This is a genomic window from Paenibacillus sp. FSL R5-0713 (assembly GCF_037973325.1).
Taxonomy (GTDB): Bacteria; Bacillota; Bacilli; order Paenibacillales; family Paenibacillaceae; genus Paenibacillus.
Genome location: NZ_CP150229.1, coordinates 5,719,342 through 5,734,264 on the forward strand (window position 1 = coordinate 5,719,342; position 14,923 = coordinate 5,734,264).

The following is a 14,923-nucleotide window of genomic DNA, read 5'->3' on the forward strand; positions in this document are numbered from 1 at the left end:
GAAGAATAGAATAGCAAAGCGACATATACAAAAAATAGACAACACAAAAACCCTTGTCGTTGAACACAAATTGAACGCAAAAAAGGATACTCCTCAAGCGGAGCATCCTGTTCAAAACAATTATAACGTCCAGTTAATTTTGACACGTAGATCTGTGGTACCTTCCATTTTGGACACATAATAAGATATCGATTTCATGCCAAGCTGGTACAAATCCTGTAAATCTTCGATCAGTCCAGCCTCCGTACCCTTGTACCTGAACGTGAGCGAGGTTCCGCCTTCCTTCAGTGTACCTTGAACCTTGGTCTTCAGCGCAGCATGACCTTTAACGGCATCCTGTTCATCATACAGGGAATAGTCCAGAGCATGGTACAGCTTCTGATAAGCGGCCTTTTTGCTATCTCCAGCCTTCACGAGCTTTAATAAAGCTTCTCGATATGGGGCTGGCGCAGCGGGGTACTTGCTTTTGCCTGTCCAGATATGGTCACGTGCCATCTCATCATCACTCAGCAAATAATAGCTGTGGCTTACCTTACCTTTCCGGTCAGGAGTAGGATCATCCCAGGTGGTGTCCATGTGATACCACTTGCCGTCCAGGTTCACGATATTCCAGGCATGAAGCTGCCCGCCTGCTGTACCTTCCACAATCCGGTTATCGATGCCTACTCGCTCCAGCATTCGATAAGCCAGCAATGAGTATCCCTGACAGACGGTACTGCCTGTAACAAGCCCGTCGTAGGCCGTATATTTCTTGAGCGAAGTATCGTAGGACAGGTTAAGTACAATCCAGTCATGGATGACCTTGACCTTCTCATGATCCGTCATGCCGGGTTTGATGATTTCTTTCAACACGTTCGTAACTTTACGATTCACATAATCGGTCTGTTCCTTGGTCTCCCGGTAGGAAAGCGTCACATGTACTTCGGCCGATACATTGGAGCCTTTATAATTAAATGCGTAACTTTTAACGGTATATTGGATATAGGGGTCACTCTTCATTGCCTCATCGATGGAGGTTTGTAATTGTTTTTTGAGGCCTTTCACATTGCCTTTGTATGTAAAAACAAGTTCCTCCGTCCGCTGTGACATTGCGGTAAGCAAGGTCTGGCGCAAATCCGTTGCCGTGGATATATCCGATGTCCCTGATGCAGCGTACAGTTGATCCAGATCAACCGTACGTGGTAACGCTACAGCAATCAGACAGCCTGCCAGCAGTACGGTGATAATTCGTTTCCCGTTCTTACCCATGAAAGGAACCCACCCTTCTTTGCAAAGTTCTCACGCCTTATTGTATCACAAAAGGCTCTGGCGTCATTCTAGTTTTGTAAAAGCAAATCAAAAGAGACCTTCTATGGAAGGTCCCTTTGATCTTCAATTCGTTGAATCACGAGTACCCGTTATCTTCATCCTATGATTCGGACGGGCGTAATATGTGTGATTCCTCGTCTAATACAGACGATTGCCACTCATAAACGTATCGGTCTTGCCTTGAAGTTTGGCAAGTCGTTCCAATACCTGTGAAGCTTCAGCTACCGTCACTTTGCGTGCAGGCATGAAACGTCCCTCGATCGAAGGAAGTAATCCCAGCTTCAAACTCAGGGAAACCGCCCCTTTACTCGAAATGGCACTGGCATCTGCGATATTGGGAAGATCCGATGGCAATGTGTAGAATCCGGCCAGCTTCTCATAGCGCAGTATGCGTACAAGCAGCACCGCCAATTCTTCACGGGTCATCTCTTCTTGCGGGTTCAGATTCTGTTCTGGGTCCGCTCCGGCAAGCCAGCGTTGATCGATTAACACCTTGATTGCCTTATAATAAGGGCTGTCAGGGGTCACATCAGCGTATAGCTTGTCATCTCCGTCCCCACTATAATACAGATCCATATTCGGGTTAATCGCTCTTGCCAAATAGTTAAACCAGTCTCCTCGGGTGATCACCCGATCCGGGAATACACGTCCCTGCTCATCCGCTAGCAACACGCCATGCTGTGTCATATTGCGAAGCGCATCTTCGGCCACATGGCCTGAGATATCCGTAGGTTCTGTCTTGCTTGCAGCACCTGTCTCCCCGTATTGAAGCTTCCACTCTCCCGTGTTAGCATCCAGTACTTCATAAGTGCCATAGATGGAGTTCTCATCCCGGGTTGGCATATAAGCAAGGTTAACTCCCACCGGAATAACTTGACCATTATTCAGACCATACCCGCCATAACGGGAATATGCGAGGACCAGCTTGAACTCCTCCAGATAGAGCGCCTTGGCCTCTTCATAACTGATGGCTGGCTTATCATCTGCTGGCAATTGTTCAGGCGTTGCTGCAATGCGTGTATAGAACTCGTTCACGGTTCCATCGTTCAACACCTGCACTTGTGCTGTATCATCTTTCACCGGAATTCCATTCAGATAGCGTTGGAACATAAACGTACGAGCATCGTCTACCTCAATAACGTTAGCCAATCTAAATTGCTCCGTTGCATCTGGAACTAACGCAATCACCGTGTTCATCGCCAGTTTCTCAGCCTGCTTTCGGGTAATTAATTTGCCTGTTTTCTCTTCAGTCTGCTTTTCCTGCTCTGGTCCAATGCGTTGCATCATCGTATAGCTGTAGATCTGCCCAGTCACTGCATCCACCTGTGCTGAAATATCCCGCATGAACATATAGGACGTATTGGCACTTCGATCGCTCCAGCTCAGACTCCATACCTGATTGTTCGGACTTGCAAAAAAACCTTTGCTTAACTGGCTATGCTCCAGCTTGTAACCTTTGGGAATATCAAAGTTCGTTACCACCCGATTGGCGGCCTGCTGTACATTTAATCTTGTACCATTGCTTGGAACAAAAGGCGTCACGTCCCCTTGCAACTTCGTATCCTGCTGTAAAGAATCCTCGTCCACTGCTTTGCCTGTTAATGTATTAATCCGTTCCAACGTATTGGCTTCAATCGGAACAATACTGATATTCTTCGGTGTATATCCAAGGTAATACTGCTGACCCTGTTTGGAAGACGACCGATCTTTGGAGATATAAGCCAGCTCTACATCAAACTGTTCTTCAAACTGCTGTCTGGCCTTCTCTTCCGAAGCTGTCGGTTTCGATGAAGGATATTTAGCAGATGTAGTACCTCGTGAGTAACCTGTCACCAAACCACTTTCATCCACATTGATGTAGACTGTCTCTGCGTCAGATAACAATCCGTCATGTTTTAACTGGTAAGCATATCGATATTCTGTTCTGCCAAACAAAGACTCTTGTTCGATGGAAGAATACAGATCTCCTAGCGGAGCATACTCCGTATCCTTCAAGCCTGGAATCGCTTGATACAACAGTGCCACGGCCTTCTCTTCAGCTTCAGCTTTCGTTAGCTTAACATCCGATCCCGAGACATGTTTATCCAGAATATCCGATGGTAGATGTACACTTAACACTTCCCCTGTGCCTGCATGTACAGTCCCACTGAATCCCGATGTATGATTGCCTTGTGTAATCTGGAATCCAATCTCCCATGCCTTGTAGTCTGGCGGTGGATAGGAATTAGGTGAATCGAATCGTGCAGATGAGATCGTTGCTTTTTTTAACAATGGAAATAATCTAAGTATATTTTCACTGGCTTGCCTGGATGAGATTTTCGCTCCCTCTGGCACGTCATTGCTGGTTGCGTCTAGTTGTTCATTTTCCCCCGTTGTTGCTTCGTTCACCTGCTCTGCTTTCGCGGCTGATGCGCTGCCTGCAAAACCTGGTGTTTGCGAAGCAAGCAGCAGTGTTGCCATCGCTGCAGTTGTTGCTTTGGTTGCGAACATTTTGATACGTACATTGAACTTCCAATTCAAACTCAAATCTGGACCTCTCCCTTCAATTTCATACAAAGAAGCATAACAAATAACCTCGCATGAATATTGCCAGTCTACTCTATGATACCATAAGCTTCCTTTTTAATCGTCTTTTCCCGTCAATTTTACAATTGTGAATTTCTGCATATTGCTCATAACAGCAAAAAACGCCAACCACGTTGGCGTTTTCTCTGTTAGCCTGCACGCTTATGTAGGCTGTTCTATCCTGTTAACTACTCACTATAGACGAATCATTCAACTTCGCCTGACCATGAACATGGGTTTTCAGAAATGGAATAACCGTATCCCAGAAGGCAGGATCTTCCTCGGAACAACTGTGACCTCCGCTATTAACCCATAGATGTTCCACAGGCGGATCGGCTTTGGACATAAAATATTCAAGCTCACTCGGAGGAATAAAATTATCTCCCTTGGAGTGCACCATGAGCAACGGGAGTTGCATCCCCCTGCGCCGTTCATTCAGCATCATCACCGGATCGCGCTGACGATAGGATTTCAGAGATTCACCCAGTCGCCAGAACCAGATTCTGGGAATTAACTGGGCCAGGGGAAACAGAGGCAGACGTCGGCGTCTCAGCTCCGAACTGACAATAACCTCAAATTGCGATGGCATGGAATCCGTAATTACTGCTGATACCGGAATGCCTTCCGTCACTGCAAGAATCGTACCCAGTCCACCCAGTGAATGTCCAAGCACTCCGATAGCAGATGAATCAATCTCTGGCCGTGCAGACGTATACTGCAATGCCGCCAGCAGATCATCCCGGAACAGATAGGCAGATGCAGCACGAACCGGATCACTGGCCCCATGACTGCGGACATCATACATAAACAGGGCATATCCTGCTTCCCAGATCGGCCTCGCATAACGTAGAACACGAGAGCGATTGGAGCCCCAGCCATGTGCAATAATCACGAGCGGCCATGGTTTCGGAATATCAGCTCTGGCCGGGATGAACCACCCATGCACCCGACCTCCCCCACTGTCAAAGGTCACATCCTCAAATGGCATTGGAGGTGTCAGTGTGATCGGAATCTTCTTGGGTGTCTGGCTCTTTACCGCCGCCTTCCATAATCCACCTGCCGTTACTGCAGCAACGGCCAGCATGCCGCCAATCATTGTTTTAGCTTTCACAGGGCATCTCTCCTCTCCGAATTCTGGCATACATCCATCATACGACACTAGAATGAACGGCACGTTAAACGACATCGGTTCTTATGATAACGAATAATCCAGCAATTGATCTAAAGCTACCTTAATATATACCCAAATGGACATATCCCTCATCTTTCGCTGAAGTCTAAACTTCAGCTGCTTCCACAAATCTCCGTGCACATGCTGCAATCTGCTCATGATCTCCTGCTACAAGGGCTTCACGTGGTAAAAGTGCACTTCCCAGACCTACGGCAGCAGCACCTGCTGCATAATAGTCAGCAATATTCTCCAGTGTAGCGCCGCCTGTTGCCAACAGCGGGATATGGTTCAGCGGAGCTTTAATCTCCCGCAGATACGGTATGCCCAGGCTTGCCATCGGAAACAGCTTCACAACACGTGCTCCTGCCTCATGGGCTGCGACAATCTCCGTTGGTGTCATGGCTCCAGGCCAGATCTCGACACCATGTTCTACAGCATATTCAATGACAGACAGATCGACATTGGGGGACACCAGAAACTGTGCTCCTGCAGCGACCGCTTCCTTCGCCATCTGCACATTCAGTACCGTACCAGCTCCGACATAAGCCTTTCCTTCATGCCGCTCACGCCAGTCTGCAATAATATCATGTGCTCCAGGTGTGTTCAGCGTGACTTCCATCAGTCGAATTCCACCACTCGTCATGCCTTGTCCAGCTGTTACTGCCGCTTCACGGCTAATACCGCGCACAATCGCGACCAGCCTCGACTCCAATAGTACTTCCGTCAGATTCATATCCAGTTCCCCTTATTTTATCAATTCGGCAGCCGAAGACAGGTAATCATGTTCACTGCTTTTCCGTTATTCATTATTGTAAAGCATATCCTCCCCTGGATGAAATACATTAATCCATTTCCAAACTGAATCCGTCTTTTGATCAGTACTATGAAGTCATTGCATTGCAACGTAAAAAAACCTCTCCATGGACATGGGGATGATTCACCCATTCAATTCCACGAAAGAGGCATCATTGAGACCTTCATGCTAAGCCTTTTCCAATACGTTATCCTTCTCCAGATCTTTAAAGTAACGATCATTATATAACATGCTCGGATGTGTTGGATGATAGGCGAGTGCGATATCATTATGTTCCCGGGCCTTGGCACGGTTACCCATCCGGTCATAACAGACACATAGTTGCAGATGCGGCATCCAGGTCCAGGCTGCTTCATTTAGCACCACCATAGGATCATCAGGACGTACTGCACGAGTCGCTTGTTCATACCAGAACAGGGCTTTGCGATAATCTTCACGGTCGGCAAAATAACCACCCAATCGACAGCAAATCTCGGCTCTTGGCAGATCATAGGCGAATGATCGGAACAACGCTGTTACTTCCTGTTCTGATCGTTTAAGTGCAGCTTCACAATCCGCAATTTTCTGGCAAGCCGCAATCTGGTCTTCCACCCAACCCAGCCCGGTGTCCAGAAACTTTTCATAGTACTTCACCGCATCCTCATGCTGTCCATGGTCCTTCAGTTCATTGCCAAAATAGTATAAGTCACGCGGTGAGAATTCCTCTCCGGTCTGTTCCCTCTTGCGATAGATCCGCAGATTCCGATCGGTATACTCCTTATCTTTCTTGTGGGTAACCGCTATGTCACTATGCAGCAGATTGCCTGCTACAGCCAGATATTCATGCACCGCGCCAATCCAGCGAAATTGCCGATCCCGACGCACCAGGCGATTCCGGCGCAGACTGTAGGATACTTTGCCTTCTGCCGTAAATGACAGATTGTAATCCATTGTGACACTATCAACAGCCGGGTCCAGCGAACGTTTCAAGGCAATAAGCTTCGCCCGATCTTCCGCTTCAAATACATCGTCGGCATCCAGCCACAGAATATATTCGCTCTTCGCCTGATCGAAGGCAAAGTTGCGTGCTGCTGCAAAGTCATCCACCCATTCAAAATCAACGATACGATCCGTATATCTGGAAGCGATCTGACGGGTACGATCCGTTGAACCGGTATCAACGATCACAATCTCATCGGTAATGCCGTTGACCGAGTCCAGACATCTGGCGAGGGATGCTTCTTCATTTTTCACAATCATACAGAGCGTAATGCTGATCGTCTCTTCCCCACGTCTGGCTCTGCGGTTAAAGGCAGCTACCCCCGGCAGTTCGGACAAACGGTAGATGTGGTACGCAGGGAGATGCGTATCAACGAAAAGGCGAAAACCAAGTGCCTGCGCACGGATACAGAAATGACGATCTTCGCCCCAGAAGGATACATTCGGAATCTGGTCATAGGAAACCCCGGCGGCCAGAACATTTTTGCGAATGAGCGTACATGCCCCCAACCCTCCAACTTCGTAACAACCTGGTATCCGCAGTTGATTCAGAAAAGCAGTCGTTTGCGCGCCCTCGTCTTCCGCTTCATTTCCGGCTGAAGATTTGCCGCCTCGACGATACAAAGCATACTCATCTTGCAGCCATACCTGAGGCATTTCCCTGGCCCCCGGCTGCCACCGGGTCCAAAAGATATTGGACACGATGTCTTTGCCACTCGATACGAGTTGTTCCAATGTCCGCGGATGCAGCACCAGATCAGAGTCTATCAAGAAAACAGCATCGTACTCGTTGTCGCGTGCATAATTCAAAATGCGGTTTTTTAGACCAGCTACACGCCAAATCTGTTCATCCTGCCAATAGTGGCCTCCCTCATCCTTGGTGTACAACCCTTTGTTGTCAGGACTATCGCTTCTATGTTCATCTGCCTGAATAACCGTCCCTTCATGCTGGAGCACAAATTCACGTAATATATTCGACGCAGCTTCTTCCTCGTTATCGTCAACAAACAGATAATCCGTCTTCACTGTTGTTCGTTCCAGTGCATGCAGAGAATCCAAAAATTCACGCAGCACCGGAGTTGTTTGACGAACCGGGCTGGCAATCAGTATTCTTTCCTGGACAAGCGTTTCAAGATTTTCCGGTTGGCGGGTTTCCTTCGATATAACAGAACGCCTGGACGGTGGATGATTACTCTGGCTATTTATTTGGCTCTCTACATGGCTTTCATGTTGGTTTTGATGTTGCTTCTCTTTCTGTTCCCCATTTATTTGGGAATTCGGCTCTATTGGAGGTTGGGATTCCTCTTGCGATTGCGATTGGTGTAACGGGTCTTTCTTGCTCAACGTGCTCACTCCCCCTCTCCTTATTCGACCCATGCCAACAGTCGTGGCTCTTGATCCAATATCGATTCGTACTGTTCCTTCCAACCGTATCTTGCTTCAGGGTCCAATGCTTGATAGCGCTCATATTTGCGGATGCGGTCTTCTTCCCGCGCCCATCCATAATGCTTCACCCGGGGAGCATGACATCCATAACTCCAATGCTGGATCGTTAACGGAAAACGCCCACAATGCTGGGGTGTTTCCTTCCATTCATAGCTCATCCCCGGATGATAACGAATCAGAAACGGCCGATAGTAGGCATGGGCTTGCCAGAACTCATCTTCCCGGTAATGCGTATCACTCCACATATCAAACAATCTGAAATAAATCGCATCCTCGTTGCCACGAAGCAGCAGATCGCGTACAGCCCCAAAGTCACTGGTTAGAATCTCATCCGCATCCAGATTCAAAATCCATTCCGGATCGGTCGCCACTGTTTCTTCCCATTGTTGTTTCCTCAAGCTTACTTCGTCTGCAAAACGTGAAGAAGCGTTCTCCACCAATACAAGTGGAATACCGTCCAGAAGTTCCCGGCACATCGCCACCGTTCCATCCGTGCTTCCATCATCAATGATTACTGCACGATCAATCCAGGCACGATGTGTCTCCAAAGCCTGCTTGAGATAACGATTCTCCTCATTACGAACGATCATCGACAAGGTAATATGTGGTCTTCCATGTACCTCATGTTCATCCAAAGCTTCACCCCCATGCTCAAGCTTCTTCCTATTAAAATCGCCGGACACCCGATGTCTGGACAGAACAATCCTCTATTCTCAATCTATGCAGAGCCGGAATGCGGATATGCAGGACAAGGAAACCTTTCACGGGGTTAATCTTGTTGAACGACAAAAAAAGCACCCGCCTGTGCGGATGCTTCTGCATGTATGATATACATGTTTAATGTAATGAATTAACGGTATTCAGCCAAACGATCATTGAGACTACGTGTCTGTCCATAGACTTCCTGGTACAGTGCGAACAATTCATCATAGACAGCAACCGTTTCCGGGTTCGGCTCATAGGACTTCGCTGGACGAATAAACGCCGTTGCACATTCCTGCAAAGACGAGAACCAGCCACATCCATAGGCAGCCAGCATTGCTGCCCCCATAGCCGGACCCTGTTCGCTCTCCAACTTCACAATTGTGGCGTTGAAGACATCTGCCTGCATTTGCAACCAGGCTTCATTTTTGGCACCACCCCCAATAGAGATGACTTCATTAACGGTTTTACCTGCGCCGCGCAAAATATCAATGGATTCACGCAGCGAGAAGGTGATGCCCTCCATCACCGCACGTCCAAAGTGCTCCAGCTTGTGCCCGGCATCCATACCGATGAAGCTGCCCCGGATATTCGCATCTGGATGAGGTGTACGCTCCCCAACGATATAAGGTGTGAACAATAATCCGTTGCTGCCGGCCGGAATCTGATCAATGCCCTGTAAGAGCACATCAAAGGATTTGTCCGCTGCAAACGTATCCTTGAACCAGGACAAGCTATATCCTGCGGCAAGTGTTACCCCCATAATATAGAAGGCATCTTTCTCCCCATGATTGAAAAAGTGTACTTTGCCTTCGAAATCGAGATCTTTACGCTCTTCGTAGGAAAGCACCACCCCGGACGTTCCGATGCTGCACATCGTCTGTCCTTCACTCAGAATGCCTGCGCCAATGGCACCGCATGCATTGTCCGCGCCACCTGCGTATACTTTCGTCGCAGCTGCCAGACCTGTTTGATCCGCAATCTCCGGCAACAGGGTACCCACTTCCTCAAACGATTCCACTAGACGTGGACATAGGGAGATCGGCAGCTTGAATGCTTCTGCAATCTCATTGCTCCACTGCTTGCCCGCAACGTCCAGCAGCAAGGTACCTGCTGCATCGGAATAATCCATGGCATAATCCCCTGTCAGGCGATAACGCACATAGTCTTTGGGTAACAGGAATAAGGATGCTTGCTGTAACAATTCAGGCTCGTTCTCCTGAACCCACAGAATTTTTGGCAAGGTAAAACCTTCAAGGGCGCGGTTCCGGGCAATGCTTAACAGCTTGCCATCCAGCACTTTTTCAATCCGGCGGCACTGAGCCGTTGTGCGTGTATCATTCCACAAGATTGCATTCCGCAGTGGTTTACCTTCGGCATCCACCAAAACCAGTCCATGCATCTGTCCGGAGAAGCTCAAACCTTCAATTTCCGAAGGCTGCACGCCAGATACTTCGAGCAATTTGCGCAGGGAAACAATCGTCTGCTCTACCCAATCTTCGGGATTTTGTTCACTGTATCCAGCCTTGGGCTGGTACAACGGGTATGCCTCCGATGCTTCAAATGCCACTTTTCCTTCACGATTGACCAACACGGTTTTAACCGCACTGGTTCCCAGATCGACACCAATTACGTAACTCATAGGTTAACTCCTCTCGTTTGTAACAGGATTGTATAAATGAAACCCTTGATGCTCATGTGGCCACTCCGTGATCAGAAAACCCTCGGATCGCCGTTACCCCCGGATTTCCGTTAACCCCTTTGGCAAGGGTGAAATCCGGGGATAAATGCGACCGCTTCGCTTCCTCGGGTCCTTTCTGCTCACTCCGTTCTGCATGTACCATTTTAGAAGAACATTTATATCAAAACAGTAAAAACATACTCGTTTTTGTAGCGAAAAGATGATCCAATGACCTTGATTCGTCATTGGTCATAAATGAAACCCTTGATGCTCATGTGGTCACTTCGTGATCAGAAAACCCCTGGATCGCCGTTACCCCCGGATTTCCTTTATACCCTTTATCAAGGGTGAAATCCGGGGATAAATGCGAACGCTTTGCTTCCTCGGGTCCTTTCTGCTCACTCCGTTCTGCATGTACCATTTTAGAAGAACATTTATATCAAAACAGTAAAAACGTACTCGTTTTTGTAGCGAAAAGATGATCCAATGACCTTGATTCGTCATTGGTCATAAATGAAACACTGATGCTCATGTGGCCACTCCGTGATCAGAAAACCCTCGGATCGCCGTTACCCCCGGATTTCCTTTATCCCCTTTAGCAAGGGTGAAATCCGGGGATAAATGCGACCGCTTCGCTTCTTCGGGTCCTTTCTGCTCACTTCGTTCTGCATGCACCATCTTAGACAAACATTTATATCAAAAAAGTAAAAACATACTCGTTTTTGTAGCGAAAAGATGATCCAATGACCTTGATTCGTCATTGGTTATAAATGAAACCCTTGATGCTTATGTGGCCACTCCGTGATCAGAAAACCCCTGGATCGCCGTTACCCCCGGATTTCCTTTAACCCCTTTAGCAAGGGTGAAATCCGGGGATAAATGCGAACGCTTTGCTTCCTCAGGTCCTTTCTGCTCACTTCGTTTTGCATGTACCATCTTAGAAGAACATTTATATCAGCAATTTAAAAATCGCGTTGTATGTTTCATTAAAAAACCGCCCCCGTCTTCCCAAGGGAAAGTCGGGGACGGTCCGAATGTCATGCTTGTTCAGGCGTTCCATGGTACAAGCTAATCTTGTGCATAGGCTAGTTTGGACACTGATGTCCAACACATATGAGTTGAATAACCATCGGTGGTCGACGTGACCAACCCTGCCTAATCCACTATTAATCAGCCAGAATGTACTGGTTCAGTTGTGCTCTCAGCAATTCCTGACGTCCGGATTGGTTTTTGCGTGGGCTTTCATTGTTGAGTGCATACTCAGCAAGGGAAGCAAGTGTTGCTTTACCTGCAACCACATCTGCACCAATGCCTTCGCTGAAGCTGCTGTAACGTTTTTCGATGAAGTCATCGAATACACGATCTTCGATCAGTTTTGCAGCTACTTTCAGACCTTTGGCATACGTATCCATACCTGCGATGTGTGCCAAGAACAGATCGTCTGCTTCGAAGGAACCACGACGTACTTTCGCGTCAAAGTTCACACCGCCGCGGCCAATACCACCGTTTTTCAATACTTCATACATCGTCAGTGTCGCATCGTACATATCAACTGGGAACTCATCTGTATCCCAACCGATCAGCATATCACCTTGGTTCGCATCAAGAGAACCGAGCATACCGTTGGTACGCGCAACGCGGATTTCGTGATCGAATGTATGACCAGCCAGTGTAGCGTGGTTTGCTTCCAGGTTGAGTTTGAAGTGTTTATCCAAACCGTATTTTTGCAAGAAAGCAATGGAAGTTGCTGCATCATAGTCATATTGGTGTTTCGTTGGCTCTTTCGGTTTAGGCTCGATCAGGAATTGTGCGTCAAAACCAATTTCCTTCGCGTAGTCTACAGCCATGTGGAACATGCGAGCAATGTTGTCTTGCTCCAGTTGCATGTCTGTGTTCAGCAATGTGTCGTAACCTTCACGTCCGCCCCAGAATACATAGTTTTCAGCGCCCAGACGTTTACCCACTTCCAGACCTTTCTTGATCTGTGCCGCAGCATGAGCATACACGTCTGCGTTACAAGTCGAAGCTGCACCAAACATGAAGCGTGGGTTCGAGAACATGTTCGCCGTGTTCCAGAGCAGTTTTTTGCCGCTGGATTTCATATGATCTTCAATCAGATCAACGATTGTATCAATGTTGCTGTAGAACTCGCGCAGGTTGTTGCCTTCTGGTGCAATGTCCACATCGTGGAAACAGAAGAACGGGAGATTCATTTTTTCCAAAAATTCAAATGCCGCTTCCACACGTACTTTCGCGAGGTCCAGACCCGAGTATTTATCCCACGAACGAACAGCTGTCTCTGCACCAAACGGGTCACTTCCGCCTGCAGTTAATGTATGCCAATAAGCCATACCGAAACGGAAATGTTCTTCCATCGATTTGCCGGCTACCACTTCTTCTGGATTATAATGTTTAAAAGCAAAAGGATTCTTGGAATCTTTACCTTCGAATGAAATTTTATTAACGGATTCAAAATAGGCCATGTGTAAAATGCCTCCTCAATAGTTTTAAGAAATCGTTTACACCGTTATCCTAACACATCGAATTTACTTTGTCTATTGGTTAAACAAAGTAAAATAAAATTGTTTTTTACACGCTTGTTTACGCTATAATAGTCGAATAACTTGTTTCGGATGTGGGTCAGAACCCTTTTACCAGAAGAATAGGAGTGCCTTAACGATATGAAAATTACCGGAGACCAGATGCTGGTCAAAAAAATAAACAAGTCGATCGTTCTGGATACGATCCGGCGCCATGCCCCTCTTTCTCGCGCGCGAGTGTCCGAGGTTACCGGGCTGAACAAAGCAACGGTATCCAACCTGGTTGCTGATCTGATCAGTGATGATCTGGTGCAGGAGATTGGCCCTGGGGAATCCAGTGGCGGACGCAAACCACTCATGTTGCTGTTTCGGGGGACATCCGGCTATGCAGTCGGTCTGGAACTCAGTGTGACCCATTTAAAAGGCGTGCTTACAGATCTGGAAGGACACATCATTACAGAATACGCAGTGACCTTGGAGCATCATGACGTGTCCTCTGTATTGGAGCAATTAAAATTGGCAGCAAAACAGCTCATTGAAGCAGCTCCTGCTTCCCCTCACGGTGTCATAGGCATCGGTATCGGAGTACCCGGCATGGTCGATGAGGCAGGAACAGTCCTGTTTGCACCCAACTTGGGGTGGGAGAAGGTAGCGCTGCGCTCCATGCTTGAAGAAGAATTTGAACTGCCTGTCACCATCGATAATGAAGCCAATGCTGGCGCTCATGGAGAGTTAAATTTTGGTGCAGGCATCGGTGTCCGTCACATGATCTATATCAGTGCAGGCATGGGGATTGGTTCAGGCATCATGGTAGATGGTGAATTATACAAAGGCGCGTGGGGTTACGCAGGGGAAACAGGCCACATGTCCATTGAAGCGGAAGGTCTGCCTTGTTCCTGTGGAAATCGTGGTTGCTGGGAGTTATACGCATCGGAAAAAGCCTACGAACACCCGGATCATCAGCTGAAATTACCTGCTCATACCACACGTGAGCTGATACATTATGCGGAGCGAGGCCATAAGAATGTTCAGGAATTATACGACACGATTGGACGCAAACTGGGAATTGGCATCACCAATATTGTCAACAGTTTTAACCCGGAACGTATTATCATTGGTGGTCCGCTCTCTGAAGCAGGTCCCTGGATAGAAACAGCGTTAAAACAGGTTGTGGAGGAACGTACGTTACCCTATCATCGCCGCAGTTTGCAGATTGAATGGGCAGCTCTGGGCAGCCGTTCCACCCGTGTTGGTGCCGCTTACTCTGCAATATCCCAATTTTTAGGTAAAATAAGAGTTTCCGTCTAATAACAGCTGAAAATTGACATCATTTCGCCCCATTTCCTCCCTTTTTGTTAAAGAAATCCAGATGTATAATGGGGTTATGTGATTTTTGTCATGGCTGTGTCGATATAGCTGTGTTAATTCCGATAATGAAACGGAGTGAAAAGAAGCGTGACCTACGTGGATACTTCAGATATCTCGGCGCCAGTATTTGTCACCGTCCTCCTGTTCCTGATTGTGCTTGCGCCCCTGTTCAGCCTTGGCATACTCCGATTGTTCCAGAGCAAAAAGAAGGCTGGTTTCATGTACATGCTGTCAGGAGTGCTGGTATATGTTGTGTTTCAGACTTTCATGAGTATTTTTTTCTAAAGAATATATTTAATTGAATTGCTAAATCCCCTTTCGCAGTAATTCCTGAAGTTCACATGTTAGCA

The 14,923-nt window shown here is 47.5% G+C and carries 10 protein-coding genes; 2 read left to right on the forward strand and 8 right to left on the reverse strand.

Annotated features, from left to right (window positions below; genetic code table 11):
• Window positions 1-120 precede the first annotated feature (120 nt).
• The 8 genes from MKZ12_RS25500 to xylA all read right to left on the reverse strand — a co-directional run bounded on the left by MKZ12_RS25500 (window position 121) and on the right by xylA (window position 13,148).
• Window positions 121-1,248, reverse strand: a complete 1,128-nt coding sequence (locus MKZ12_RS25500; RefSeq protein WP_339237762.1) for a transglutaminase domain-containing protein — start codon at window positions 1,246-1,248, stop codon at window positions 121-123.
• Window positions 1,249-1,446: 198 nt separating this feature from the next.
• Window positions 1,447-3,834: an S-layer homology domain-containing protein gene (locus MKZ12_RS25505; protein ID WP_339257423.1), complete on the reverse strand. Its 2,388-nt coding sequence runs from the start codon at window positions 3,832-3,834 to the stop codon at window positions 1,447-1,449.
• A gap of 223 nt (window positions 3,835-4,057) precedes the next feature.
• Complete coding sequence (locus MKZ12_RS25510; RefSeq protein WP_339257425.1) at window positions 4,058-4,984, reverse strand: alpha/beta fold hydrolase; 927 nt, start codon at window positions 4,982-4,984, stop codon at window positions 4,058-4,060.
• A gap of 166 nt (window positions 4,985-5,150) precedes the next feature.
• Window positions 5,151-5,777, reverse strand: coding sequence for a bifunctional 4-hydroxy-2-oxoglutarate aldolase/2-dehydro-3-deoxy-phosphogluconate aldolase (locus tag MKZ12_RS25515; protein ID WP_339237768.1), 627 nt, complete (start codon window positions 5,775-5,777; stop codon window positions 5,151-5,153).
• A gap of 249 nt (window positions 5,778-6,026) precedes the next feature.
• Window positions 6,027-8,189, reverse strand: coding sequence for a glycosyltransferase (locus MKZ12_RS25520; protein WP_339257426.1), 2,163 nt, complete (start codon window positions 8,187-8,189; stop codon window positions 6,027-6,029).
• A gap of 11 nt (window positions 8,190-8,200) precedes the next feature.
• The gene (locus tag MKZ12_RS25525) at window positions 8,201-8,917 is read right to left on the reverse strand and encodes a glycosyltransferase family 2 protein (protein ID WP_339257428.1); all 717 of its coding nucleotides are present in this window, start codon (window positions 8,915-8,917) and stop codon (window positions 8,201-8,203) included.
• 215 nt (window positions 8,918-9,132) lie between these two features.
• Complete coding sequence (gene xylB / locus MKZ12_RS25530; protein WP_339257430.1) at window positions 9,133-10,626, reverse strand: xylulokinase; 1,494 nt, start codon at window positions 10,624-10,626, stop codon at window positions 9,133-9,135.
• Window positions 10,627-11,831: 1,205 nt separating this feature from the next.
• Complete coding sequence (gene xylA, locus MKZ12_RS25535; RefSeq protein WP_091019299.1) at window positions 11,832-13,148, reverse strand: xylose isomerase; 1,317 nt, start codon at window positions 13,146-13,148, stop codon at window positions 11,832-11,834.
• A 198-nt stretch (window positions 13,149-13,346) separates the two neighbouring features.
• Between xylA and MKZ12_RS25540 the strand changes: the two genes are divergently transcribed.
• The gene (locus MKZ12_RS25540; protein ID WP_339257432.1) at window positions 13,347-14,513 is read left to right on the forward strand and encodes an ROK family protein; all 1,167 of its coding nucleotides are present in this window, start codon (window positions 13,347-13,349) and stop codon (window positions 14,511-14,513) included.
• A 147-nt stretch (window positions 14,514-14,660) separates the two neighbouring features.
• A complete protein-coding gene (locus MKZ12_RS25545; protein WP_339237780.1) occupies window positions 14,661-14,858 on the forward strand; it encodes a hypothetical protein in 198 nt (65 codons plus the stop codon).
• Window positions 14,859-14,923: the final 65 nt, after the last annotated feature.

Bases quoted from the DNA above. Each gene is read 5' to 3' on its own strand.
- MKZ12_RS25500 (WP_339237762.1), bottom strand. From the start codon at position 1,248: ATGGGTAAGAACGGGAAACGAATTATCACCGTACTGCTGGCAGGCTGT.
- MKZ12_RS25515 (WP_339237768.1), bottom strand. From the start codon at position 5,777: ATGAATCTGACGGAAGTACTATTGGAGTCGAGGCTGGTCGCGATTGTG.
- xylB (WP_339257430.1), bottom strand. From the start codon at position 10,626: ATGAGTTACGTAATTGGTGTCGATCTGGGAACCAGTGCGGTTAAAACC.
- xylA (WP_091019299.1), bottom strand. From the start codon at position 13,148: ATGGCCTATTTTGAATCCGTTAATAAAATTTCATTCGAAGGTAAAGAT.
- MKZ12_RS25540 (WP_339257432.1), top strand. From the start codon at position 13,347: ATGAAAATTACCGGAGACCAGATGCTGGTCAAAAAAATAAACAAGTCG.